Origin of the sequence: Micromonospora sp. MA102 (assembly GCF_025460765.1) — a bacterium.
GTDB classification, from domain to species: Bacteria; Actinomycetota; Actinomycetes; order Mycobacteriales; family Micromonosporaceae; genus Micromonospora; species Micromonospora halotolerans.
The window spans coordinates 94,342-116,979 of sequence record NZ_JAMWEG010000021.1 but is presented as its reverse complement, the minus strand read 5'-3'; the positions used below and the strand labels follow the sequence as shown (position 1 = coordinate 116,979).

Below are 22,638 nucleotides of genomic sequence, written 5' to 3'. Positions count from 1 at the left end.
CGCCCTCATCGCCTCCCCCGGCGCTCGCGCCTACTACGACCAGCAACGCCACCGAGGCATCAGCCACCACGCCGCGCTACGCCAACTCGGCAACCGCCTCGTCGGCATCCTCCACGGCTGCCTCAAACCCGCACCGCCTACGACGAAACCACCGCCTGGCAACACCGCGAACAGCACGACCAACCGGCTGCTGCTTGACACCCAAAGCTCATGGGATGTCTGTCAGCTATCGCTCCCGGTCCCGGCACCTGCAGCGGTTGAGAACGCCGGGGTGGCGTCCACTCGCCCATCGAGCCGCTGTACCAGGAGGTGGTCGTCTTCGTGCCAGATCGTTTCGCCAGGATGGACGAGGACCGGTCGGTCCAGCATGAAGTGGCACCAACGATCGACCAGCGTGAGGCGGTCGGCCTGTTCGCGCAACGCTGTCCCCTCCTCCTGGCCGTGCTCTTGCTCAGCAGCATCGGCCAGGCGATAGGTGAGCTGCAACAGATGGCCTGGCGGGTGCCGACAGAGCTCCTGGGCGGACCGCAGCCAGCCACTGGTGCCACTGCTGGTGAAGCACTGTGCCAACCCAGCCCACAGCGAAGATGGTACGAGGCGATGATCTCGCGAACATCGAAGTTGATGGAATCCCGCGACGCCGCTGATGAGGCGCAGCAGTTGAAACCGCCTTGCGCCGGTGCCGCATTGTGGGCCATTGTCGTTCCATGATCTCGTACCGGAAGGGCGGCGACGCCCTGGCGCGATGAGCGCCCCCGCGTGGCGCAACGACGCCGCGAAACCTCCACAGGCCGTTCGCAGCGGCAAGCCTCACGAGCTGTGGCAGCAGGCCATCCCGATCCGCCAGGAATGGCTCGACCACGCCCTGTCCACGCAGCCGGCCGACAAGTCGACCGCCGAGCGCTGCCTGACCGCCCTCTACGCCAGGGCATCGCGGCCGCGACCCCGGTTCGAATGGGTCGACTCGCCAGACAAGGCGCGCCCCCTGATCACCGGCTGGACCACCCTCGATCAGCTCTACGAGCGCATCCGGGATCCCCGGCCGCGCGGGATGCCACCGCTGGCAAGCGACATTGCCATGATCGCCTCCCAGTTGCGCGGCACGCTGAGTGCGGGCGTCACTCACACCGATCCCGAACTGTCACCCGTGCGCACGAGCAGGACCAAGGAACCATGGCCCGAACTGGCGCCGCTGCAGGCGCTCGACAGCGGCGTTCCGCTCGCTGTCGTGCTGCACCAGGGCGTACGCACGGCATTGCACCGCAGCCTCGCGCACGGGTGCTACCTACCCGTGCGTGCGGCGCTCGCGGGCGACGGCCCGGTACCCGTGTGCTGGTACGGGCAGCAGGACGCGTCCTGGATCGCCTACTACGACCTGCTGCATCGACTCGGCCTTGCCCGGTACGGGCCGGACGAGACCGAACACCTCAACGCCTGGGCCGGCCTGGCCCGCTCCTGCGGCTGGTGGTGGCCCGGCGAGGACGTCTGCGTCATGGTGGACCGGCCCGAGGCGATACGAACCGAGCCGATCCCCGGAACAGTGCACAAGCAGATCCGACTGCAACCTCGCGGCCTGCGCTACCGCGACGGCTGGCAACCACTTCTGAGCAGGTGAGCTGAGTCGATAGCCGGCCGGGACGGACGCCCACCAGTCCCGGCCGGCCCGCTCCGCATTCTGCAACCCTGAGAACGCAGTCCAGCAGGACAGCCGAACCCCGGCGGAGAGCCGGTTGCGGTACGGTCCGCGTCACGACAACGTTGAGCGCGGGACAGCGCACCGCCGATGGAAGAGGACCGCTGCGTGGGCATGGTGTTGATCGGACGCAGATTGTCGGCCGAGGAACTGGCGATGGTGCGCGCCGATCCGACAGCGGTCGACGCGCTGCTCTACGGCGACCTCGACGACGATGAGGCCGAGATGCCCGAGCCGGAGCTGGATCTGGACAAGTCTTGGCATGGCCTCCACTACCTACTCACCGGCACTGACTGGCAGATCGGTGTGGGTGCCGGCGCAGCCATCCTCGGCGGCGCCGAGATCGGCCAGGATGGCGGATACGGTCCCGCTCGGCTGCTCGACCAGGACATGGTCCGCGCTGTGGCCACCGCGCTCGACGCGCTGGACGTGGAGGTGCTGCGCGCCCGCTTCGACCCAGACGCCATGACCGCGGCCGAGATCTACCCGGACATCTGGACCGACGGCAGCGACGAGCTCGGCTACCTCATGTCGCACTACACCGAACTGCGCCGGTTCTACGACGCCGCGGCCGCGAACGGCCAAGCCGTGCTGCTGGCCATCACCTGACGTCGACGCCCTGCTGCCCTCGATCGCCGCCAGCGGCCGGCGTGTCACAGCATGCGTACCGACCGCACCTGCGGCAGCCCATGAGCACCGATCACCCCGCAACGCCTCAAGTAACGCTCAAATTCAGTTCGACCGATCCTTCGATGCGCCGCACCTGCATACGCTCAACGCGCCCGGCTCTCCCAAGGTCCTCCCCGACCCGTCACGGTAACGACCATCGCCGTACACCGGTTGACCTGCGCGAGCTCGGCGTGACCATCGCGGATGGATCGGCCTACCCGCAGCAGCCGGCCCACCGCGTCAACCGCACGTCGCAAGCAGAAGGAGGGGAGAATGGGACCCGTACAGCGACGCGTCGCGCTTCTCGCGCTACCCATCCTGGTGGGAAGCGTCCTCATGGCGACCGGGCCCGCGGGTGCGAACCCCGCCGGGTCGGTGGCCACGGCAGGCTCGGAACGATCCCGGCTCGAGGTACCGGAGGCCGCACGCCTCGTCCACGTCAAGCTGACCGGCGCCGACATGCTGGACAAGGTGGCCGCCGCCGGCTTCGACCTCGAACATGGTCTCCGGCGCGTGCCGACCGGCATCGAAGGCGAGGCGGTGGCGACCGCCGAGCAGGTCGCCGAACTCGAGGCGCTGGGCGTCGAGATCCTCGGCGACGGCGAGGGCTTCGCCTGGAGCGAGGAGGCCGACGGCGGCCTCCAGGCCCTCCGCACGACTGCCGTCCAGCCACTCACCCACGAGGAGACGGTACGGATTGCCCGTGCCGACTGGTTCACGACGAAGGGCCAGGGCTTCCTGTACGTCGAGGCGCGGACCACCGAAGGGGCGCAGACGAACCCGGTCGTCTCGATGCAGCTCGAAAACGACTCGGGCCCGGGCACCTCGTTCGGCTCCGCCCGAACGATGAGCCGGTTCGTCGATTCCGGGCAGTACATGTTCCACCGGAACCTGTTCAAGCTCGACGCCCGCCCGAGCCAGATCCGCGTCACGAGCTCGACGGGGGGCGTCGCGACCGGGTTCGTCTCCAACTGGCTCGAGGACGGCGCGCCGCCGCTGACGGCGAACCCCGCCTACAAGTGGGACTTCGTCGACGGCTACCGGCACCCGCAGCAGCTGTTCAGCCGCGCCGAGGAGATCGCCCGCCAGTACCCGGACATCGCCGAGATCGTCTACCTGCCGAACAAGACGAACGGCTACCAGCGAAAGGCCCAGGCCACGATCGGCGGCACCGGGCAGAGTGCTGTCGTTGTCAGCTCGGCTGCCTGGGGCCACGAGGGCGGCAACGACATCACGGTCGAGTTCGTGGACAGGTCGGGGGCGAACCTTCCGCTCGTGGTCGAGGTTGCGGGCAAGGCGATCCGCGTCCTCCTCGCGAAGGACGCCTCCGGTGCGCCGGCGAGCACAGCCGCACAGGTGGCGTCGGCACTGGAAGGTCAGTCTCAGGGCCTGATCGACCGGGCGCACCCGTACCGGACCAACGCGGGCACCGGCATCGTCGCGGCGACCTCGGGCCCGGTCGCGCTGACCGACTTCCTCGACCAGAAGCGCGTCGGCGCGCCGGAGGGTGAGGTGCCGCGCGGACCGGCCACGATCCCCGTCCTGCGGATCGGCAAGCATCGCGACGGCCGGAACCCGGGCGTGCTGATCCAGGCGCAGGACCACGCCCGCGAATGGGTGCCCGCGACGACCAGCCTGGAGTCGGCCGAGCGTCTGGTGCACAACTACCGGTCCGACCAGGAGACCAAGAAGATCGTCGACAACACCGACATCTTCTTCATCCTGTCCAACAACCCGGACGGGGCGAACTACAGCTTCTACAACTTTGCCTCGCAGCGCCGGAACATGACGAACCACTGCCCGGACGACAACGCCGATCCGGCCCGGCGCAACTCCTGGGGCGTCGATCTGAACCGGAACTACCGGGTCGGGTCGGCTCACGACGGTTACTCGGGCGGGTCGAACAGCTGCATCAGCGACACCTACCAGGGCCCGGAGAAGCTGTCCGAGCCGGAGTCGAAGAACATCATTTGGCTGGTCGAGAAGTACTCGAACATCAAGTTCATGATGTCGGTGCACTCCAACGGCGGCCAGCTGTTCTGGCAGCCGGGTGCCTACATCGCGGACGGGCGGATCACCACACCGCGTCCGCCCCTGGGTGACGAGGCGTTCTACTGGCAGTCGGCCGCCCGGATCCTGTCGCAGGTGAAGGCGCACCGGCAGACCGTCGTCACGCCGGAGAACGTCGGCGGCTCGTCGGACGTCCTCTACTCCTCCGCGGGCAACGTGCGCGAGGACCTCTACTACACCTACGGGATCTACGCCTTCGGCTGGGAGGTCGGCGGCTCGGTCTACAACCCGGCCACCGGCAACTGGCAGGGCGGTTCGTTCCAGCCGGCGTGGGTGGGCGACCCGAACCTCGTCAGCGGCCACTCCGAGACGATGGAGTACGCCAACGGCATCATGGAGATGTTCCGGATCGCGGCGGACTGGGGCAAGGACCACCAGAAGCCGACGTCCCAGCTCGTTCCGGGCGGCGGGAAGTACACCGGGCCCGTCGACGTGCGCTTCGAGACGAGCGAGCCGGCCACCATCTACTACACGACGGACGGCAGCCGGCCCACCCTCGACTCGCCCCGCTACGCGGCGACCGAGTTCCGTGAGCCCGGACAGGTGTTCCACGTGACCGAGACGACCACGTTCCACTGGTTCTCGGTCGACAGCGCCGGCAACATCGAGCAGAACTACGACCCGTCGAAGAACGACAGGCGCAACAACTACCGTACGGCGACGATCACGATCGCCCAGCAGTAGTCAGGCCGACCGCACGGTTTCGTGATCATTGCCTCGTCAGTGAGGGCCCGCCCTCGCTGACGAGGCAATGGCACATCGAGGATGTATGTGTGGATCCCACAACGTTGCACTGGGCATCACGCCGGTATCTGACGATGCGATACGAGGAACTTCAGAGGGAGTATGGCCGGCTGCCCAACGGTGGCCGCCAAGCCGATGGACACCACTACACCACCGAAGCGAAGCAGATCTTCCCTCGATACAACGTCGTGCACGCCATACTCGTGGAGGTTGAGCGACTCGATCCAGACCGGCTTCCCAGCGTTGACGTAGTGGTCAGCAGTATGCTCACGGCTGCCGAGAGTGCGAACTCCCCGTTCATCGAGCTGTCGGACGACGAGGTACAAGCACAGGCTGTGGCCGATGAGCGCCGGCTGTTCGCTGCAAAGGTGCAGCATTGGACGGCGCAGCCCGATCTTCGCACCGAACCCCTTCCGTACCGGCGCGTGCTCGGGCCTGACGAGTCATCAGCCTGGTGGATGTCGCTGCAGCGGCGATGGGGCGTGCAGAACGGCTGGTGGCACCCGTTGCTCAGCGGCTCGGTACCGCCAGACGTGCTGGTGATGACCGGCGATTCGATGTGGGAGGGCGACGGCGTCGATCAGGTTCGCCGAGTGCTGCGAGACCTGGGCCGGTCGCGTGTCGTGGAGCTGCGCGAGTACGGGGCCGACTACCTGCTGGAGGTCGAAATCCTCTCCCCGAGGTACACCGGTCCGGAAGGTTTCTGGATCGACGAGCATCAGGACTGGGTTGCCTACGCCTCCCACGAGGGAACCGTGGCATTCGGCGGCGTCCTCTCCGCCGGGCTCGTGGCAACCTGGCCTGAGGTCGACAGGTGGCGGTGGCCCGGATGGCAGGCGCCCGGACGCGGCTGAACCACCCCACCCTCACCGGGGTCGGCGCGGACGCCGGCGGCTTCCCCATCCCAGCACTGCGCGCCTGGCTCACCACAGCGACAGCGGCAAACCATGTGGTCCAGGACCCTGCCCCTTGAGACGCGCTCTCCTTCTCCGGCGTGGTCGAAGCCGGCGTAGCGACCGGAGGGCACGCCGCCCCGAGAAGGCTTCGAGGCCATCCATCCTGCAGGCGGGCAAATGGCTCGGCCTTCGCCCCGCTGGCGCTTAGGGTCGACACGTGCCGCTGGTCCCGCTCGATCTCGACAATATGCTCATCGGCTATGCCGCACCATCGCGACACTGGGCCCTGCGCTCTGCGGCCTCGCCAATCGCGACGGTCGAGGGCCTACCGGCCGCGGCCGAAATCCCGCCGGGCGGAAACTGAGTTGGCGACGACGCACGCCCTGGCCGCGGCCCGATCGATCGCGTCGTCACTCGGATTGCCGAGCCAGGACGCGATCATTCTCCAGGAGTCGAACCGGATCACGCTGCGCCTGCTGCCGTGTGACGTGGTCGCCCGGGTGTCATCGGCGGCAGATCACGTCGCCCAGTTCGAGATCGAGCTCGCGCAACGGCTGACCGCCGGGGGAAGCCCGGTGGCGGTTCTCGACCCTCGCGTGCAGCCGCGCCTCTACGAACAGAACGGCTACACGGTCACGCTGTGGAGCTACTACGAGCCGTCCACTCGCAAGATCACGCCGGCTGACTACGCCGCGACGCTCCTGCGGCTGCACGCTGGCATGCGCGACCTGCGCATGCCGACGCCGCACTTCACGGACCGCGTCGAGCAGGCACAGCGGCTGGTGGCCAACCGTGACCGTACGCCCGACCTTGTTGACGCCGACCGTGAGCTTCTCGACTCGACCCTGCGCCGGCTTCGCCACGCCGTCGCCGAACGCGACCGGGCCGAGCAGATCCTGCACGGCGAGCCACACCCAGGCAATCTGCTGCCGACGAGGACAGGACCATTGTTCATCGATCTGGAGACCTGCTGCCGGGGACCGGTCGAAATCGATCTCGCGCACGCGCCCGAGGAAATAGCCGGGCACTATCCGGGTCTCGACCACGACCTGCTGCGTGACTGCCGGACGCTCACGCTGGCAATGGCCACCACGTGGCGCTGGGACCGGGACGACCGGCTTCCGGACGGACGCCGGCTGGCCGCCGAGTGGCTCAGCCAGATCCGAGCCCACGGCTGATCCCACGATTGGGACGAAGCCAGGCCAGCGTGCCGGCCACGGTTGATCCAGGCATGAGCGCGCAACCGCACCCGTACGCATGCCGGGCAACCAGTTACGGCGTTCGTGAGGGTTCGGCGGGACGGCTGCTGGTGTTGTATGAGCTCTTGGCGGCGACCACGGCCGCCTGGAGGTGCTCGGGGTCGACGCCGTGCACATTGAGCGGCGGGTGCACACGCCGGACAAGCTCGGCCTCGATGGTCGCCGGCTCCGCGTCTTCCGCCCAAGTCAAGCGCAGGTGCGTGTGCATCCACGCGGTCAGACGCGCTTCATCCTCGGGGACCAGGACGACACGGTCGGTCCAGGTCGTCCGGTAGCCCTCGGCCACCAGCAGCCCGGCCAAGGTACGGCGCAGCGTCGAGCTGCCCGAACGCCTCAGATGGTTGCGCAGGATGCGCCCGCGCAAGCTGGTCGCTCGTCCGAGGTACAGCAGTCGTAGCGACGGGGCGCTCTCATTCGGCGGCCCGGGGAGGTCAGGGAAGATCGAGGGAGCGGCCCACCAGGCGTAGACACCGCTGCCACGGCTGAGCCGCTTGACGGCGACATCGAGTCCGACCGGCACGCCGCAGAGCAGCCGCAGGGCCTCTTCGACCCGAGCATCGTCGGTAGGGACGTGGTCGGGTCGCCGTTCGGGAATGGTCATCGAGACCATCGTAGGTCCCGGGCGGATCGTGGCCGGCACCGGAAGGACCGGATGCCCCAAGCAACGGCACTTGCACCAGCTGGACGGAATGAGCTGCGTAGCCGGGCCTCGCGGCATGTGCGTACGTCGCATTCTGATCCACGTGCCAGGTGACCGGGCCTTCCGCCGTTCCGCCGACGGACGTTGAAATACGCCTGCCGCGGGAGTCGAACGCCTGGCTGTGTACGTTGCGGCCCGACGGCTCGCCGCACCTGACGCCGGTCTGGTTTGTCTACGCCGGGGGCCTGGTGGATCGGCTGCGACAGCCGCAGTGTCAAGGCTGATCCGCGGGTGTCCCTTGCCTTGGAAGGCGGTAAGGCTCCCGGCGTGGCGAAGGGCGCCGCCCGGGTGCACCGGAGCGGATTCCCGAGCACGATCGCCGAAGCGTTCGCCAGCAGGTACGGCGGTTGGGATGTCAGCAGGCAGGTCAATCCGCCGGCGCCCCACTCACATGTCCGACGTAACCAGATGGCCCTGGGTCTGTCGCCGGTGCCTACGGGCAGAATAGCGGCGTGCCAGTCCTCACCGTCGTCCTCGGGGACATCACGACGCAAGATGTTGATGCCATCGTCAACGCGACGAACAAGGCTATGCGCGGAGGCGGCGGTGTGAATGGCGCCATCCACGGCCGCGGAGGCCCAGCAATCTTGCGTGACTGCATCGCCCGGTTTCCGAACGGCCTCGCCACTGGCGACGCCGGCTGGACGACGGCAGGTGATTTGCCTGCCCGGTGGGTCATCCACACGGTCGGCCCGAATTACAGCGCCGGGCAGCGCGACCGATCCCTGCTGGAGGCGTGCTACCGGCGCGCGCTGGAGGTCGCCGACGAACTCGGCGCGCGCAGCGTCGCTTTTCCGCTGATCAGCACGGGCGGCTACGGCTGGCCACGCGCCGACGCCATCGCGGTGGCCGTCGAGACCATCGCGGCTGCCAGGACCGGCGTCGCCGAGGTACGGCTCGTCGCATCCGACGAAGCCGTGTACAAGCAGATACGTGCGACGCTGTGGGTTCGATGTCCGCCGCCCGTCGGCACAAGGACGGTCGCCGCGTTGTTCGAGCGCGAGCCGATTCAGTACTCGCTGCGCGGCGATGCCTATCTGTGGCGGGAACTTCGCGCGCGGTTCGCCGATACGCCGCTGCCGGACGACTGGTTCACCCTGCAGACGCTCATCACCCACACCATCGAGCAGGTCGTTGGAGAACCCCTCACCAACCGCGAATCCGCACCGTGGCACGACAGCACCGCAGCGATATACCTCCCCGAGTTCGACCCGGGCCACGGCATGTCCGCCGGCGCCGTTCACCTTCCGTGGTGGGCGCACACGGGAGTGCCGATCTTGCTCGACCGGTACGCCGCGCTACGCGGATCCGAGGCAGTCCAGGAGGATTGAGCACCACTCGGAGCCGCGGACCCGAAGCCAACCGGCGCAAATTGGCGCGGCGAGCGCATGGCGCAAACCCCGCTGGGAGCGGCTCGCTCGCGCGTCGAGCCGCCGCCCCCGACGTCAGCCGAGCCGGCAGAGCACGCGCGCGAACGCACGCAATCGGCGGCAGATCAGTACACCTCGACCTTCGTCGACGCCCAGCCGCCGACGAGGCAATGCGCCCGGCAGCTCTCCGAACGCATTGACATCGCAGGGTCGCATACCGGTCGTTCTCGAGCCGGTGGCGTCGGCGGCGATCAGTTTCCTGATCAGAAGGGGGGCGCGTCCTCCCCCATCAACGCCAGCACGACGCCTCCCTTCCCGCTCTTGAGGCTCTGGACCACCACCTTGCCGGTGCTGCCGTCGGGCAGCTCCAACGTAAAGGTCTTCCCGACCGCGTTTTTGGGGCCATTGCCGGCGCTGTTGGCGGGTCGGAAGTCGCCTGCCCACGGCGGGGTCCCACCCTTGCGGGCGGGCTCGGCGAAGAGCGCGGCCGTGCCGGGGGTCCTGGTGCCGTCCGAGGAGAGAAGCACTGAGGCGCTGCGATAGGTAGCCATATACGGCAAGGCTATCCCGGACTGCGCTCGTTCGCGCCACCACAACTGCCCCGTAACGCGAACGGCCACGGAGAGCGACCTTGATCTGCTCTCACCCCGTGGGTTGACCGTGCGTTGACCGCGACCCGAGCTGGACCCCGGTCCCCGAACCTGCAGCTTCGGCGACCGACAGCCCGCCGGCTCGGCCGACGTCTCGCCATCGCGTCCGCCGTTGCCCGCACCAGGCCCAAACGCCTCGCAGGTTGTCGGCGCGCACGATCGGCGGCAGAAGAGGATGTGTAGGATGACCCGCGTCAGCGATGAGGGGAGGTGAGCCCGGTGAACACTCAATGTCACGTCTGGGCGCTCCACCCGGCCATCCCTGTCCGCTGACTTCGCGTCGGGGAGCGCCCTCCTAGCCGGAGGAACAATGACCTTCTCCCCGTTCCGTATCGACGTATCCGACGAGGTACTCGACGACCTTCGGGCCCGCCTGGCCCGTAGCCGCTTCACCGACCGCAGCGGCGACCAGCCGTGGCAAGCCGGCACGGACCCCGACTACCTGCGACACCTGCTGTCCTACTGGCTCGACGGGTTCGACTGGCGCGCTCGGGAAGCCGAACTCAACGCACTGCCGCATTACCAGGCCCAGATCGGCGGCCGGCGCATGCACTTCCTGCACGTACGCGGGACGCGTCCGGAAGGGGCACCCGCGCCGCTACCGCTGATCCTGGGCCACGGCTGGCCCAGCAGCTTCGTGGAGATGCTGCCGCTGGTCGACCGCCTGACCAACCCCGCTCGCCACGGGGGCGACCCCGCCGACGCGTTCGACGTGGTGGTTCCCTCGCTGCCAGGCTTTCTGTACTCGGAGCTGCCGAAGGGTCCGCTCACCCGCGCTGCGATGGCGCAGACGTTCCACCTGTTGATGACCGACGTCCTCGGCTACCAGCGTTACGGCGCCTTCGGTGGCGATGTCGGCGGCGTGGTCACCGGTTGGCTGGGCGCGCTGTACCCCGAGCAGGTAGCCGGCATTCACATGATCCACCCACCGTTCCCGGCCAGCTTCGACTCCCACCCGTTGTCGCCCGCCGAGCAGGCGTTTCTCGACGCCGAAGCGGCGTACGACGAGACCGACGGCGGCTACAGCGCCATCATGGGCACCCGGCCGGACACCATCGCCGCGGCGCTGGTCGACTCGCCGGCCGGACTGGCCGCCTGGCTCGTCGACAAGTACCGCGACTGGAGCGACAACCACGGGGACCTGGAAAGCCGGTTCGACCGGGATACCCTGCTGACGATCATCACCCTGTACTGGGCGAGCGGCACGATCGGCTCCTCGTTCCGGCAGTACTTCGACTTCCACCACAACAGTCCACGACCCGACATCACGGTGCCAGCGGCGTTCACGCTGAGCACCGAACCGTCGATGGTCAACTTCCCCCGCGAAATCGCCGAACGCGCCTGCACCGACATCCGGCACTGGAGCGAACCAGGTAGGGGCGGACACTTCATGCCGCTGGAGGAACCGGACCTGCTCGCCGGCGAACTGCGGCAGTTCTTCACGTCGCTCCCCCCGTACTGATCAGCAAGGGAACCGGGCCGGGTCACACCCGGCCCGGCTCCCGCTGCCGGGTTCCGCATCCATCGATCGAGAAGCTACCGTGAACGCCGGCCCGTTCAACGCACCTGTCAAACGCCCTCAACTCGGCAGATCCGAGCGCTGAGCGCCGAGATCCATCCGTTACACGGCGTGCGCGCGGATCGCGGCAAATCCGGATGTGCCCGTGCGGCCGGGCACCGGCGGAGGACATGTAAGCACGATCATCGTTGAGGTGCGACAGAGCCCCTATTCGCGGCCAACCCAGGTGGCGACACACGCCTCGTTGCCCTCAGCGTCGGCCAGAATCCACCACATCGGCGCGTGCGCGGCGGAGACGAGGCGGCCGCCGGCCGCTAAGGCGGCGGCGATGCGAGCCTCGGCCTGATCGTGCGGGACGGCGACATCGAGGTGCATGCGGTTACGCTGTGGGCGCGCCGCGTCCATTGGCTGCAACCCGAAGCCCGGGCCGCGGCGCGCCGGGTCAGCCAGGTAATCGTCACCGATCTGGCGATAACCCAGCAGCGCCCGCCAGAACGGCAACACGTCCGCGCCGACGAGCGCGTCGAGAGTGACGTTGATGAGCTGCACGGCGGTCGGGTCGGCCGGGATGTCCAGTTCCTTGGCGGCGGCCGAGATCCGCCGAGCCAGCGCGACGTCGCGCAACGACAGGGACACCGTGACGCCGGCGTGGCGAAGGTCGACGTTGAGGTACTGCTGCTCCGCTCCGCCGACGAGCTGGCCGATCTCATCGACGAGCGCGATGCCCTTGGCCAGCGAGCCGGTCCGGAAGTAGGCCGAGACCATGTGGTAGAGGGAACGCCAGTCCTCGACACCATCGGCCCCGTGGAACTGCCCGGCGGTGATCTGCACGGTCATGTTGGCGAACCTAACATCGGCCGCGCAACGGATGCCCACACCGTGGCTCTCACACTCACTGACACGGACGTCTGCATCACCGACCCAGACCGGAGAGCGCAAGATCAGGTGCACGCCCTCAACTCGGCAGATCCGTGCGCTGAGCGCCGAGATCCATCCGTTAGACGGCGTGCGCGCGGATCGTGGCGGATCCGGATGGTTAGGCTCTCAGGTGGTTACGGACCTCCGTCCGCCGGCTTGGAACGTTGTCAGACGATCACGAAACCGCGAGGGACATGGCCAGCAACGGGATCGTCGTGCTGTCAGGCCCTCCGTGTTCGGGCAAGACCACGGTTGGAAAGGCTCTGGCTAAGGTACGGACCACCTCAGGTCGCGGTCGGATCCACCTGGAGGTCGACCCTTTGTTCGAGCTCCTGTTCCCTGAGTCCGATCGAAATCGTGACGACCGCTTGCGCGCGTACGCCGGTGCGCACCTCCTCGCCCGAATGTTCGTAGATGGTGGAGAGACCGTGGTGCTCGAGTGCACCTACGCCCGACGTGACCAGCGAGCCAGTCTGCTGGAAGCGTTGGCGGGATCCTCTGCGCCGCTCTGGGTCGTCGAGTTCTTCGTGACTCCCGACGAGGCCGTGAGCCGATTCCGGGAGCGCCACCAAGCCACGGATCTCGACGAAGCGCTCGTCCGCGAGCGCGCCGAAGCGTTCCCATACTTCGACGAGGCTCTACGAATGGAGTCGTCCTCGGGGGCACCCGAGGAGCACGCACAGAGCATCATCACGTGGCTGCAACAAGACCCCCGACCGGTGGACCAGGACGCGTGGACTCGGACTGGAAGAGGCTGGAACTGAGGACGGCGCTCACATCGGCTACTTGTTCGGACGGCAACCGGGCCAGCTCGGCGTGACGCTGTGTGGCGCGCGGATCGCGGCAAATGAGTGCACCCGGTCATCGGCGCTGGACGGCTGCAGTCGTAGCGACAGCGCCGGGCGTCTGGCTGCGGCCGCCCTGGGCAGCGTCCGCCTGGCCTGGGCCCCACCGCCCGTCAGTGGTGTACCGACGTCGCCGCCCGCGATGCCGGCCGGCGATAGGCTGTCGATCGTGTCGACGACGGGAGCACTCGCCCTCGCCCGGGTGATGGCCCACTGCGGCGGCTCGCCCGCCGCAGCGACGAGCTTCATCGCGCGGGCGATCACCGCCGATCCGCGCGATCCGGAGCCCTACTCGGCGCTGGAGAACCTGCGGCGCGAGCTGCCCGCCGAGGTCGCCGCCGTCGTCGCGGCGGCGAACACGATCGGACCGATGCTGGCCCGTGCCTACCTGTCCTTCGTCGACGGCGACATGGACGAGGCCGCGATGTCGCTCGGCGCAGTCACCGGCTACCAACCGGACGTCCCGTGGGCGTCCGCGCCGTGGTTCTGCGACGAGCGATTCCTGGGTGCCGTCACCCCGGCCGCCCTCGCTGAGGCCACGATGCGCATCCACGACTACGACCGTGACCTCGACACCGACGCCGTCCGCGAATGCCTCGCCCCGTGGTTTCGGGCGATCGAGGCGGTCTGCAACCGCGACCCGGACCCCGACGCGATGGCCCGCATGGCGATCTTGCTGCGCGCGTGCGGCCGCACCGACGCGTCGTTCGCCCTGTGCGACCAGGCCGACGCCGTGCGGCGCGTGACGTTCACCGAGGTCGTCCGCGCGGGCACCTGGCGCCATGTCGGCAACCTTGCCGAGACGGCTGCCGCCTTCCGGCGCGCCCTGGCGCTCGACCCTGCCAACTGGTCGCTGCACCTCGACCTGGCCGATGTGGCTGCCGAGGAAGGCGACTTCGCCGAGGCCGCCGCCCTGGCCGCCCGCGGCGAGGAGCTCGAGCCGGACGACGTCACGATGCGGGCGGCGGCCGCCGCATACCGTGCTCGCTCGACGGGATCGGTCGCCGACCTGAACACGCTCGCCGAACTGGCGCCGCAGGTGCCCGAACCCTACCGCCGGACGCTCATCGACTACGCCCGCGGCACCTAGGACATATCTCGATGCTTGCCAGTTTCCGGCGCCGCCTCGAACGCCGCGCCCCCTGGTTGCTAGCCGCGCCCGTCCACTTACGTACGGTGACGAGTCGTAGGAGATCGGCGCGCGCGGTCGGCGGCAGAACCATAGGACTCACGGTCTGGCGTGGCGCACATCGGGCGTTACCGAATCTCGGCACTTCCGCGCGCCGCCACCCGTGGGACAACCGGCTGCGTTCCGTGACCTGCGGTCCGCGGCAGAACCGCGCACGTGATTTTATTCGCGGGTACCAGCGAACTCTCTCGTGCAGTAGGCAGTCTACGAACGTGTCGTTTCTCGTCCGACTGCACGAGCGAGGCGGCGGACGGCCTCGTCCATGAGGTCGGGTGGGGCTGCGGCGTAGGTCAGCCGCAGGTGCGGCGCCGGAGGTTCGGCCGCGTACCAGGGGCGGCCGGGAAAGACGATGATGCCTTCGGTCGCCGCTGCGGCGGCCAGTGCGACGTCGTCGGTGCTGTCGGGCAGGCGGGCCCACAGGTGCAGGCCGCCCCGTGGAATCGTCGGTGGGGCGAGTTCCGGCAGGTACCGGCGCAGTGCGATCAGCAGTGCCTCGCGCCGTGCCCGAAGCGCCGTGCGCAGGGCACGGCGGTGCCGCGTCCAGGCCGGGGCGGTGACGAACTCCAGCGTGGCCTGCTGCAGCGGGCCGGCGACGAAGAAGTCGTCGAGCAACCTGCCCGAGCGCAGCCGAGCACCGGCTGGACCGCGGGCACCAATCGCGGCGACACGCAGGCCGGGAGCGGCGGACTTGGTCAGTGAGCGCAGGTAGATCACGTGCCCGTCCGAGTCATCGGCGGCCAGCGGTCGCAGAGCCTCTCCATCGATGGCGAGGTCGCGCGCGTAGTCGTCCTCGATCAGGAAAGCTCCAGCGTCACGTATGGCATCGGCGACCTCGCGTCGGCGATGAGCGGCCAGTGTCGCGCCTGTCGGGTTGGCGTAGAGCGGTTGGCAGTAGAACAGTCGCGCGCCGGTGCGAGCGAACGCAGCGGCGAGTTGGTCGGGCAGTACGCCGTCGGCGTCCGCGGGCACCGGTACTACCCGCAGCCCAGCCGCCCGGGCCACGGCCAGCGCTCCCAAATAGGTCGGGGACTCGACGAGCAGGGTGTCGCCGGGTGCGGTGAGGGCGCGTAACGCCGATGACAGAGCTGCCTGCCCGCCTGGGCAGATCACCATGTCGTCGGCGCGCAGCCGGGCCCCGGCCTCACGAGCGAACCAGGCTCGCAGGTCCTCACGTCCCTCGGCCGGTCCGCGCTGCCACGCCGCGGGCTGCCGGGCAGCGCGGGCGAGCGCGGCGCCGAGCGCCGCGGCCGGCTGCAAATCTGTGTCCAGGTAGCCGCCAGACAGCGGAATCGTTCCCGGCTGCGGTAACGCGAGTAACGCCTGCATCTCATCCTCGCCCGGTCTGCGGGCGCCGAGCGCCACCGTCTGCCACGACAAGTCGGGTGTGCGCCGCTCGTCGGGCAGGGCGGCCACGAAGGTGCCCTTCCCCGGTCGCGTCTCGATCAGCCCTTGTGCCACCAACTGTCGGACCGCTTCGGCGACGGTGACCGGCGAGGCCTGATGCCGGGCGGTCAACTCGCGCACCGAGGGCAGCCGTGTTCCGGGATCCGCTGCGGCCACGAGCCCCCGCAGATCTTGGATAACACGGGCCACTGCGTTACCGTCATCCATGAGAGAGAAGAGTAGCGCTACTGTCGCCACCGCGGTGACGGCGCATCGAGCCATCGGCCTCACCCTCGGCGCGCTTGGCGTGCTCGCCTTCAGCATGTCGCTGCCCGCCACGCGCGTCGCCGTACAGCAACTCGACCCGTGGTTCGTCGCCTTCGGCCGGGCCGTCGGTGCGGCACTACTGGCATGTGCGTACCTACGTTTTACCGGCGCGCCGCGGCCCACCCGGGACCAGTGGCGGCGGCTGCCGATCGTCGCCCTTGGCGTCGTCGTCGGCTTCCCGCTGTTCACCTCGCTGGCACTGACCACCCAGACGTCCGCACACGGCGCGGTCGTCATCACCGTGCTGCCCGCCATGACCGCCGTGTTCGCGGTACTGCGGGCCGGCGAGCGCCCACCGCTGCTCTTCTGGGTCGCCAGCGTCGGCGGGCTGGTGGCGGTCCTCGCCTTCCTGATCACCAGCGCGGCGGTGCGCGGCGCACTGTCGGCTTCCGACCTGTTCCTGCTGGCGGCGGTCGTCCTGTGTGGGCTGGGATACGCCGAGGGCGGCGCGCTCGCCCGGGAGCTGGGCGGCGCCCGGACGATCTGTTGGGCGCTGCTGCTCTCGGTGCCCGTCACCCTGCCAATTACGCTCGTCGCCGCCTCGGCCCACCCACCGCGCCCCGACGCCGCCGCTTGGTCGGCGTTCGGATACCTCACCGCGATTTCCATGTTCCTGGGCTTTTTCGCCTGGTACGCAGGTCTGGCCCGAGGTGGCATCGCCCAGGTCGGCCAGATCCAACTCGCACAGCCGGTACTCACCCTGCTCTGGTCCGCGTTACTGCTCGGAGAGACCGTCACCCCTGCCTCGATCGGAGCCGCGCTGGTCGTACTGGCCTGCGTCGTACTGATCCAGCGCACCCGCGGGTCCGCAACAGCCCAGGGCGCCACCGCCCACGCGTTGCACCGCACCCTTCCTCCCCGAATGCAGGGAAGCGCTCCCGGCACAAGGCATCCCCGCGACCAGCCGACCACACCCATCAACCCCTGAACTATCGACGTGGCCGACCCGGCCACACTCAACTCGGCATGTGCGTATGGCGGCCGAGTCGGCACTCCGTGGCGCCGCGTAGCGCGCGGATCGCGGCATGAGCGGACACTGGCGCGACGGGCCGATGCGTAGGTATCCGCTGGCTGCGACGACGCGTTCGGGCGTGCCGGCTCAGGCTGATGGCGGGTCGGCAATGATGCGCGCGAGAGTGCGTCGGCCCATCCGACTCATAGCGGGGTTGGTCTGGTGGTAGTACCAAACCACCCCCATTGCCTGCTGGAAGGCCCACGCTTTGCCGCGCTCCCATTCGAGATCGTCGCAGCCGAGTTGCTGCCGAAATGCCTGACGTGGCTCGCGTTCCAGCAGGTGCCAGGCACTTACGAGGTCAAGGGCAGGGTCGGCAGGCCCCAGGCCGCCCACGTCGAGAACCCCGGCCAGCCGCCCGTCGGAGACGAGGACGTTTCCCGGAATGAGATCACCATGGTTCATCCCGTCCGGGGCCTCACCCCGCGGCAACTCCCTCATGACCTCCCAGATCCGGCGGAGCAGCGGGACGTCCAGCAGCGTCTCGCTGTGCCCGAAGCAGGTCTCCATCCACCCGTCGTGCGCTGGTAGCTCGCCACCGCGCCCCTGGCCCGTGAACGTGCGTCCCTGTGCGTCGATGGCTCGCACGCCACCGACGAACTCGGCCAGATCGTGCGCGAACGCGAACGAGTTACCTGGGTCCTGGTCGGTGGCTACGACACCGGGCACCCACATCTGTACCGACCATGGAAGCGGGTAGCCGACGCCGGGTTCACCGATGGCGACCGGCTCGGGGGTGGGAAATCGCGTACGACCCATCAGTTCTCGGGCTGCTTCCGCTTCGCGTTCCAGCCGGCCCTGCGCCGCGTCAACCTCACGAGGCTGAAGGGGAAACCGGGCCGTGAACCGTTCCCCGATACGGAAGATGGCATTGACCGTTCCCTGCGAAGCGACGCGCCGGACAGGCAAGCTCCGCCACTCGGGGAACTGCGCGTCCACCAGCTCACGCACCACGTTGAGTGAGACTGTGAGCTGGCCATCGTGCATCGGCACATCCGCCGATAGGGGTACGCGGCGGGTAGAGGCTGACACGACAATCATCCTTGGTCAGGTGTTCTGGGCGGCGACTGTGGCTCGAGGGTGGCCGGTGGCAGGGCTTGACGCCAGGTGGCGGGCAAGAGCGATCGCGGCGAGGAGCGCCAGGACCGCGCATACACCCAGCCACCCGAAGTGGGCGTAGGCGCGGGCTCCGAGCCAGGAGCCGAGGCTGCCGCCGAGGTAGGCGCAGGTCATGTAGGCGGTGTTGAGTCTGCTGCGGGCTTCGGGCCGCAGGGCGTAGACGCGTACCTGGTTGGCGACCATGCCGGACTGCATTCCGACGTCGAGCAGCAACGTGCCGAGCGCCAGTGCCGCGAGGCCCCCCGCCCCGCCAAGACTGGCGAACGCGAGGACGGCGGCCGAGGCGATGATCCCGAGCAGACAGATCAGGTTCACCGCGTCGCTGCCCCGACGGTCCACCTGCCGTCCGGCGACCGGGGTGCACAGCATTGTCGCCGCGTTGACCAGTGCGAGCGTTCCGACCGCCGGGGCGCCCAAGCCGTAGGTGGGGCCGGTGAGCAGCAGCGCGACGGCCGTCCAGACCGCGGAGAAACCGGCGAAGACCGTCGCTTGGTAGAAGCAGGAGCGGCGCAGGTCGGCCTCGGTGCGCAGCAGGCGCAGCGACTCGGCCAGCAGCGCCGGGTATCGATGCCCGGACGGCGGTCGTGTTGTCGGCAGTACACGGGCCATGACCACGGCGATGAACAGCACGGATGCCGCCGCCGCCAGGTAGGGGGCCCGCCATCCGAACCAGTCGCCGAGGGTGCCCGCGACGGTGCGGGACAGCAGCATGCCAGCGATGGAGCCGCTCAGCAGGGTGCCACTGACCACGCCGCGCTGGTCGTCGCCAACGAGGCCGGCTGCCATGGGGCCGATGATCGGCGCGACCACGCTCGTGACCCCGACGAGGGCGCTCGCGCCGACGAGCGGCGGCAGCGCGGGTGCGGCGCTCGCGGCGAGCAGCCCCAGCCCGGTAAGGCCGAGCAGGGTGACGATCAGCGGGCGGTGCGGGAGCCGGTCGCCGAGCGGCACCAACAGGAAGATCCCGCCGGCATAGCCGAACTGCACCGCGGTCACCACCAGGGCAGCTGAGTCAGCGCTGACGTGCAGGCTGGCGGCGACCAGCGGGCTAATCGTCTGGGGGAAGTAGATGTTTCCGACGGCCACCCCGCAGGTGAGGGCGAGGAGCACCAGCAGCCTGCGACTCATGTGCGAACCGCCTGTCCGAAAGCATCGATCACGTCAGTCCACCGGCCCGCCGGCGACGTAGATCACCTGGCCGGAGACGAATCCGGCTTCGGCGCTGACCAGGTACGACGCGGTGTGCGCGATGTCCTCGGGCTGGCCGACCCGGCGCACCGGGATGGTCTGCGCCACGATCCGCTGGTGCTCCTCGAAGCTGCGGCCCCGCCGCTGGGCCCCGACCCTGGTCATGTCACTGACCACGAAGCCCGGCCCGATGGCGTTCGCCGTCACGCCGTGCTGCCCAAGCCGCAGCGCGAGCGATTTGGTGAAGCCGATCAGACCGGCCTTCGCGGCGGCGTAGTCAACGCGGCCGGAATCGCCGAGCGCGGAGATGCTGGACATGTTGATGATCCGTCCCCAGCCGGCCGCCATCATGTAGGGGGTCACGGCCCGAGTGAGGAAGAACGCCCCCCGCAGACTGACCCCGACGACCGCGTCCCACTGCTGGGTGCTCGTCTCCTCGACGCCGGCGTTGGGGCCGCCGATGCCGGCGTTGTTGATCAGCACCGTCGGTGGTCCCAACTCGGCGGCGATCCGAGCGACAGCGGCGGTCACGCCCGATTCGTCGTTGACGTCGGCGGCGAACGCCGCCGCTGTTCCGCCGTCGCGGGTGATGGCATCCACGGTGCCGGCGCAGTCTTGCTCGACCAGGTCGACCACGGCGACCGCGAGGCCATCGCGCGCCAAACGCCTGGCCACTCCGGCGCCGATGCCGCGTGCCGCACCCGTGACGATCGCCGTGCGCCGAATGGCCTGGTCTGTCATGTTGATCTGTGTCATGCCTGGAAGTCCACGGCACCTGGCGGCGCACGCCAAAGGATGTAGGGTATGGCTTAATGATCAGCATCATGCTCGGCGTCGAAGACCTCGCGGACACCCGTTTCGCGATCTCGCCGATCCACGAGGCCGTGCTCAGCCTGCGAGTGTTACGCGAGCCTGGCCTGTACGCGCTGCACCTGCCCTGGCGCAGGTCGGTTCTCGGCAGACTCGACGCGCCCGGTGCCGACCTGCTGATGTCCCTGGTCGGGCCAGACCGCTGCGTTCCGGACTTCCTCACGCCCCGGCCGGCGAGCTTCGCCGCGGCCTTCGAGGACGAACTGGCCGCCGTACGCCGAACACCTCCGGACGTCGTACGCCGCGACGTGCTGGCCGTGTACCCGCGTGGCGGGCTACCGGCCGTCTTTGAGGGAATCACCGCGAACGAGGATGAGCCGGTGCTCGCACTCCGCGACGCCATCTGCGACCGCCTGCACCGGTATTGGCAAGCAGCGATCAAGCCAACCTGGCCGCAGATGCGACTCGTCCTGGAAGCGGACACGACCTACCGCGCCCGACAACTGGCCGTAGGAGGCGCACGCCTGCTCTTCGCCGACATGCACCCGAATCTGCGCTGGCAGGACGGCGTCCTGCACATCGACAAGATGATCGGCAGGCACCACGTCGCGGCAGCCGGCCGAGGACTGCTGCTGGTGCCATCCATCTTCTCCCACAGGCCCGCCCCACCAGTCAGCCCGCACGAGCCACCACTGCTGGCATACCCCTGCCGTGGAGTAGCAACGCTCTGGGCACCGACACCGACCGCCGACGCGACCGCCGTCACATCGCTCCTCGGCGCGCCCAGAGCGCGACTGCTCCACCTCCTTGCCGAACCGCTACCGACCGTGGAGATCGCCCGCCGGCTCACAGTCACACCCAGCGCCGTGTCACAGCACCTACAGGTCCTCCACGCGACAGGCCTGATCACTCGCGCCCGCGACGGACGGCACGTTCTGTACCGGCGCAGCCCTCTTGGCGATCAGCTAGCCGGCCAGTCGGTCAACCGATGACCAGGCACCGACCTGTCGGACTGCAGACCAACTCTGGGCACTGTCCACGCATCGACAGAGCCGAGTCGCTCATCCGATAAGACCAGCTTCCCCGACAGCCGGCACAAGATCATTAGCGAATGTTTGGGTCTGCCCGGGTCCCTCAACTGGATCTGCATCAGATGCACTGCAAAAGATTTCGATCAAACGAGGCGGACACTGATACACGCCGAAATCATTGCGATCGACGAAGTCGAACGCCACCCAATTCACGCTGAACACGACGTACTCACATCGGCAGATCCGGTTGTTCGCGGCACCGATCGCGGAAAGATCTGCGGTCGCCGGTCAGTTGACGCTCACGACGACCTTTCCAAGGGCACGTCCCGTACCCACGTGGGCCAACGCCTCGGGCGCCTCTTCGAGCGTGAAGGCCCGGTCGATGTGGATGACGAGGTCACCCGCCACGCAGAGATCGGCCACCGGTTCGAAGTGGGTCGGCCCTTCCCGGACGGCGAGCACGCCCAGCCGGCGGTGGGTGAGCCGGCCGGCCACCGCGCCGATCGTCAGGACGCGCAGCAGCGCCGGGACCGATCCGCCGACGCACCGGTAGCGGCCGCCGGGGGCCAGTGCCCGGCGGTAGGCGAACACCGATCGGTGCGCGACCAGATCGAGGATGAGATCGTACGGGCCACTGCGGGTGAAGTCCCGGCTGCGGTAGTCGATCACCTCGTCCGCGCCGACGGACCGCATGAAGTCGAGCTTGCCCGCGTTGTCAACGCCGGTTACCTGAGCGCCGAGTCGTTTGGCTAGCTGGATCGCGAATGCACCGGATCCTCCGCCGGCGCCGTTGATCAGGACCCGGTCGCCGGCTGCGGCGCCCGCGGTGCCCTGCTGTGCGATCACGCCCGCCTGTGGGATCGCCGACGCCTCGGCAAAGGTCAGGGCGGCGGGCTTGTGGGCCAGGACCGATTCGGGCGCGATCGCGTACTCGGCGAAACCGCCCTTGAGCATGAGGTTGTCGCCGTACACCTCGTCACCGGGTCGGAATCGAGTGACGGCGGAGCCCACCGCGTCGACCCATCCGGCGATGTCCGAGCCGAGGGTCCGGCGTGCCGGGGAGCGCAGCCCACCGATGCGCGAATACAGTGGCGAACCTTGCAGAGTCTCCCAATCGCTCAAATTCACCGAGGTCGCCGCAATCTTGACGAGCACCTGTCGGGCAGCGGGTGAGGGCTTGGGGAGGTTCTCGATTCGCAACCCATCCGGGGGCCCGTACCGGTCGTACACGACTGCTCTCACCTGG

The 22,638-nt window shown here is 68.7% G+C and carries 22 protein-coding genes and 1 pseudogene; 15 read left to right on the top strand and 8 right to left on the bottom strand.

What is annotated here, in order from left to right; all coding sequences use genetic code 11:
- From NFX44_RS29275 to NFX44_RS29240, 8 genes and pseudogenes are all read left to right on the top strand, one after another.
- Positions 1–198 (top strand): annotated as a pseudogene (locus NFX44_RS29275) (IS110 family transposase); the annotation flags it as partial.
- Positions 199–309: 111 nt separating this feature from the next.
- On the top strand, positions 310–711 hold the full coding sequence (locus tag NFX44_RS29270; RefSeq protein WP_262286830.1) for a hypothetical protein: 402 nt from the start codon (positions 310–312) through the stop codon (positions 709–711).
- 34 nt (positions 712–745) lie between these two features.
- Entirely contained in the window at positions 746–1,615 is an 870-nt protein-coding gene (locus tag NFX44_RS29265) for a DUF6745 domain-containing protein (protein ID WP_262286829.1), read from the top strand.
- Between the two features lie 192 nt (positions 1,616–1,807).
- Positions 1,808–2,302, top strand: coding sequence for a YfbM family protein (locus tag NFX44_RS29260; protein ID WP_262286834.1), 495 nt, complete (start codon positions 1,808–1,810; stop codon positions 2,300–2,302).
- 333 nt (positions 2,303–2,635) lie between these two features.
- Positions 2,636–5,116, top strand: a complete 2,481-nt coding sequence (locus NFX44_RS29255) for a M14 family metallopeptidase (RefSeq protein WP_262286828.1) — start codon at positions 2,636–2,638, stop codon at positions 5,114–5,116.
- Positions 5,117–5,205: 89 nt separating this feature from the next.
- Positions 5,206–6,030: a hypothetical protein gene (locus NFX44_RS29250; protein ID WP_262286827.1), complete on the top strand. Its 825-nt coding sequence runs from the start codon at positions 5,206–5,208 to the stop codon at positions 6,028–6,030.
- Positions 6,031–6,289: 259 nt separating this feature from the next.
- On the top strand, positions 6,290–6,436 hold the full coding sequence (locus NFX44_RS29245; RefSeq protein WP_262286826.1) for a hypothetical protein: 147 nt from the start codon (positions 6,290–6,292) through the stop codon (positions 6,434–6,436).
- Position 6,437: 1 nt separating this feature from the next.
- On the top strand, positions 6,438–7,250 hold the full coding sequence (locus tag NFX44_RS29240) for an aminoglycoside phosphotransferase family protein (protein ID WP_262286825.1): 813 nt from the start codon (positions 6,438–6,440) through the stop codon (positions 7,248–7,250).
- Positions 7,251–7,344: 94 nt separating this feature from the next.
- Here NFX44_RS29240 and NFX44_RS29235 read toward each other — a convergent pair whose 3' ends face one another.
- Positions 7,345–7,932, bottom strand: coding sequence for a GIY-YIG nuclease family protein (locus NFX44_RS29235; RefSeq protein ID WP_262286824.1), 588 nt, complete (start codon positions 7,930–7,932; stop codon positions 7,345–7,347).
- 149 nt (positions 7,933–8,081) lie between these two features.
- Here NFX44_RS29235 and NFX44_RS29230 point away from each other — a divergent pair, with 149 nt between their 5' ends.
- Complete coding sequence (locus tag NFX44_RS29230) at positions 8,082–8,255, top strand: pyridoxamine 5'-phosphate oxidase family protein (RefSeq protein ID WP_262286823.1); 174 nt, start codon at positions 8,082–8,084, stop codon at positions 8,253–8,255.
- Between the two features lie 228 nt (positions 8,256–8,483).
- Complete coding sequence (locus NFX44_RS29225) at positions 8,484–9,362, top strand: macro domain-containing protein (protein WP_262286822.1); 879 nt, start codon at positions 8,484–8,486, stop codon at positions 9,360–9,362.
- Between the two features lie 302 nt (positions 9,363–9,664).
- Here NFX44_RS29225 and NFX44_RS29220 read toward each other — a convergent pair whose 3' ends face one another.
- Positions 9,665–9,952 (bottom strand): hypothetical protein, encoded by a 288-nt coding sequence (locus NFX44_RS29220; protein ID WP_074310625.1) that lies wholly within the window; start codon positions 9,950–9,952, stop codon positions 9,665–9,667.
- 409 nt (positions 9,953–10,361) lie between these two features.
- On the opposite strand from NFX44_RS29220, the gene NFX44_RS29215 reads away from it, so the two are divergent.
- Entirely contained in the window at positions 10,362–11,513 is a 1,152-nt protein-coding gene (locus NFX44_RS29215) for an epoxide hydrolase family protein (protein ID WP_262286821.1), read from the top strand.
- A gap of 264 nt (positions 11,514–11,777) precedes the next feature.
- Here NFX44_RS29215 and NFX44_RS29210 read toward each other — a convergent pair whose 3' ends face one another.
- Positions 11,778–12,407 carry a VOC family protein gene (locus NFX44_RS29210; RefSeq protein ID WP_262286820.1) on the bottom strand — a complete coding sequence of 210 codons (630 nt, stop codon included), beginning with the start codon at positions 12,405–12,407 and terminating at the stop codon, positions 11,778–11,780.
- 275 nt (positions 12,408–12,682) lie between these two features.
- On the opposite strand from NFX44_RS29210, the gene NFX44_RS29205 reads away from it, so the two are divergent.
- Positions 12,683–13,252: an ATP-binding protein gene (locus NFX44_RS29205; protein WP_262286819.1), complete on the top strand. Its 570-nt coding sequence runs from the start codon at positions 12,683–12,685 to the stop codon at positions 13,250–13,252.
- A 250-nt stretch (positions 13,253–13,502) separates the two neighbouring features.
- Positions 13,503–14,423, top strand: coding sequence for a tetratricopeptide repeat protein (locus tag NFX44_RS29200; protein WP_262286818.1), 921 nt, complete (start codon positions 13,503–13,505; stop codon positions 14,421–14,423).
- 303 nt (positions 14,424–14,726) lie between these two features.
- Here NFX44_RS29200 and NFX44_RS29195 read toward each other — a convergent pair whose 3' ends face one another.
- Positions 14,727–16,133 carry a PLP-dependent aminotransferase family protein gene (locus tag NFX44_RS29195; RefSeq protein WP_262286817.1) on the bottom strand — a complete coding sequence of 469 codons (1,407 nt, stop codon included), beginning with the start codon at positions 16,131–16,133 and terminating at the stop codon, positions 14,727–14,729.
- Between NFX44_RS29195 and NFX44_RS29190 the strand changes: the two genes are divergently transcribed.
- Positions 16,132–17,160 (top strand): DMT family transporter, encoded by a 1,029-nt coding sequence (locus NFX44_RS29190; protein WP_262286816.1) that lies wholly within the window; start codon positions 16,132–16,134, stop codon positions 17,158–17,160. The genes NFX44_RS29195 and NFX44_RS29190 overlap by 2 nt on opposite strands.
- A gap of 171 nt (positions 17,161–17,331) precedes the next feature.
- On the opposite strand, the gene NFX44_RS29185 is transcribed toward NFX44_RS29190, so the two are convergent.
- From NFX44_RS29185 to NFX44_RS29175, 3 genes are all read right to left on the bottom strand, one after another.
- On the bottom strand, positions 17,332–18,198 hold the full coding sequence (locus NFX44_RS29185; protein ID WP_262286815.1) for an aminoglycoside phosphotransferase family protein: 867 nt from the start codon (positions 18,196–18,198) through the stop codon (positions 17,332–17,334).
- Positions 18,199–18,291: 93 nt separating this feature from the next.
- Entirely contained in the window at positions 18,292–19,491 is a 1,200-nt protein-coding gene (locus NFX44_RS29180; RefSeq protein WP_262286814.1) for an MFS transporter, read from the bottom strand.
- A gap of 33 nt (positions 19,492–19,524) precedes the next feature.
- On the bottom strand, positions 19,525–20,292 hold the full coding sequence (locus NFX44_RS29175; RefSeq protein ID WP_262286833.1) for an SDR family NAD(P)-dependent oxidoreductase: 768 nt from the start codon (positions 20,290–20,292) through the stop codon (positions 19,525–19,527).
- Between the two features lie 71 nt (positions 20,293–20,363).
- Here NFX44_RS29175 and NFX44_RS29170 point away from each other — a divergent pair, with 71 nt between their 5' ends.
- On the top strand, positions 20,364–21,353 hold the full coding sequence (locus tag NFX44_RS29170) for a winged helix-turn-helix domain-containing protein (protein WP_262286813.1): 990 nt from the start codon (positions 20,364–20,366) through the stop codon (positions 21,351–21,353).
- Positions 21,354–21,680: 327 nt separating this feature from the next.
- Here the strand turns inward: NFX44_RS29170 and NFX44_RS29165 are convergent, their stop codons facing one another.
- A complete protein-coding gene (locus NFX44_RS29165) occupies positions 21,681–22,622 on the bottom strand; it encodes an NAD(P)-dependent alcohol dehydrogenase (protein ID WP_262286812.1) in 942 nt (313 codons plus the stop codon).
- Positions 22,623–22,638: the final 16 nt, after the last annotated feature.

What these genes read in the sequence shown, in the direction of transcription:
- NFX44_RS29265 (WP_262286829.1), top strand. Translation starts at nt 746, where the DNA reads ATGAGCGCCCCCGCGTGGCGCAACGACGCCGCGAAACCTCCACAGGCC.
- NFX44_RS29190 (WP_262286816.1), top strand. Translation starts at nt 16,132, where the DNA reads ATGAGAGAGAAGAGTAGCGCTACTGTCGCCACCGCGGTGACGGCGCAT.
- NFX44_RS29260 (WP_262286834.1), top strand. Translation starts at nt 1,808, where the DNA reads ATGGTGTTGATCGGACGCAGATTGTCGGCCGAGGAACTGGCGATGGTG.
- NFX44_RS29235 (WP_262286824.1), bottom strand. Translation starts at nt 7,932, where the DNA reads ATGACCATTCCCGAACGGCGACCCGACCACGTCCCTACCGACGATGCT.
- NFX44_RS29170 (WP_262286813.1), top strand. Translation starts at nt 20,364, where the DNA reads ATGATCAGCATCATGCTCGGCGTCGAAGACCTCGCGGACACCCGTTTC.
- NFX44_RS29175 (WP_262286833.1), bottom strand. Translation starts at nt 20,292, where the DNA reads ATGACAGACCAGGCCATTCGGCGCACGGCGATCGTCACGGGTGCGGCA.
- NFX44_RS29255 (WP_262286828.1), top strand. Translation starts at nt 2,636, where the DNA reads ATGGGACCCGTACAGCGACGCGTCGCGCTTCTCGCGCTACCCATCCTG.
- NFX44_RS29195 (WP_262286817.1), bottom strand. Translation starts at nt 16,133, where the DNA reads ATGGATGACGGTAACGCAGTGGCCCGTGTTATCCAAGATCTGCGGGGG.
- NFX44_RS29210 (WP_262286820.1), bottom strand. Translation starts at nt 12,407, where the DNA reads ATGACCGTGCAGATCACCGCCGGGCAGTTCCACGGGGCCGATGGTGTC.
- NFX44_RS29180 (WP_262286814.1), bottom strand. Translation starts at nt 19,491, where the DNA reads ATGAGTCGCAGGCTGCTGGTGCTCCTCGCCCTCACCTGCGGGGTGGCC.
- NFX44_RS29215 (WP_262286821.1), top strand. Translation starts at nt 10,362, where the DNA reads ATGACCTTCTCCCCGTTCCGTATCGACGTATCCGACGAGGTACTCGAC.
- NFX44_RS29205 (WP_262286819.1), top strand. Translation starts at nt 12,683, where the DNA reads ATGGCCAGCAACGGGATCGTCGTGCTGTCAGGCCCTCCGTGTTCGGGC.
- NFX44_RS29220 (WP_074310625.1), bottom strand. Translation starts at nt 9,952, where the DNA reads ATGGCTACCTATCGCAGCGCCTCAGTGCTTCTCTCCTCGGACGGCACC.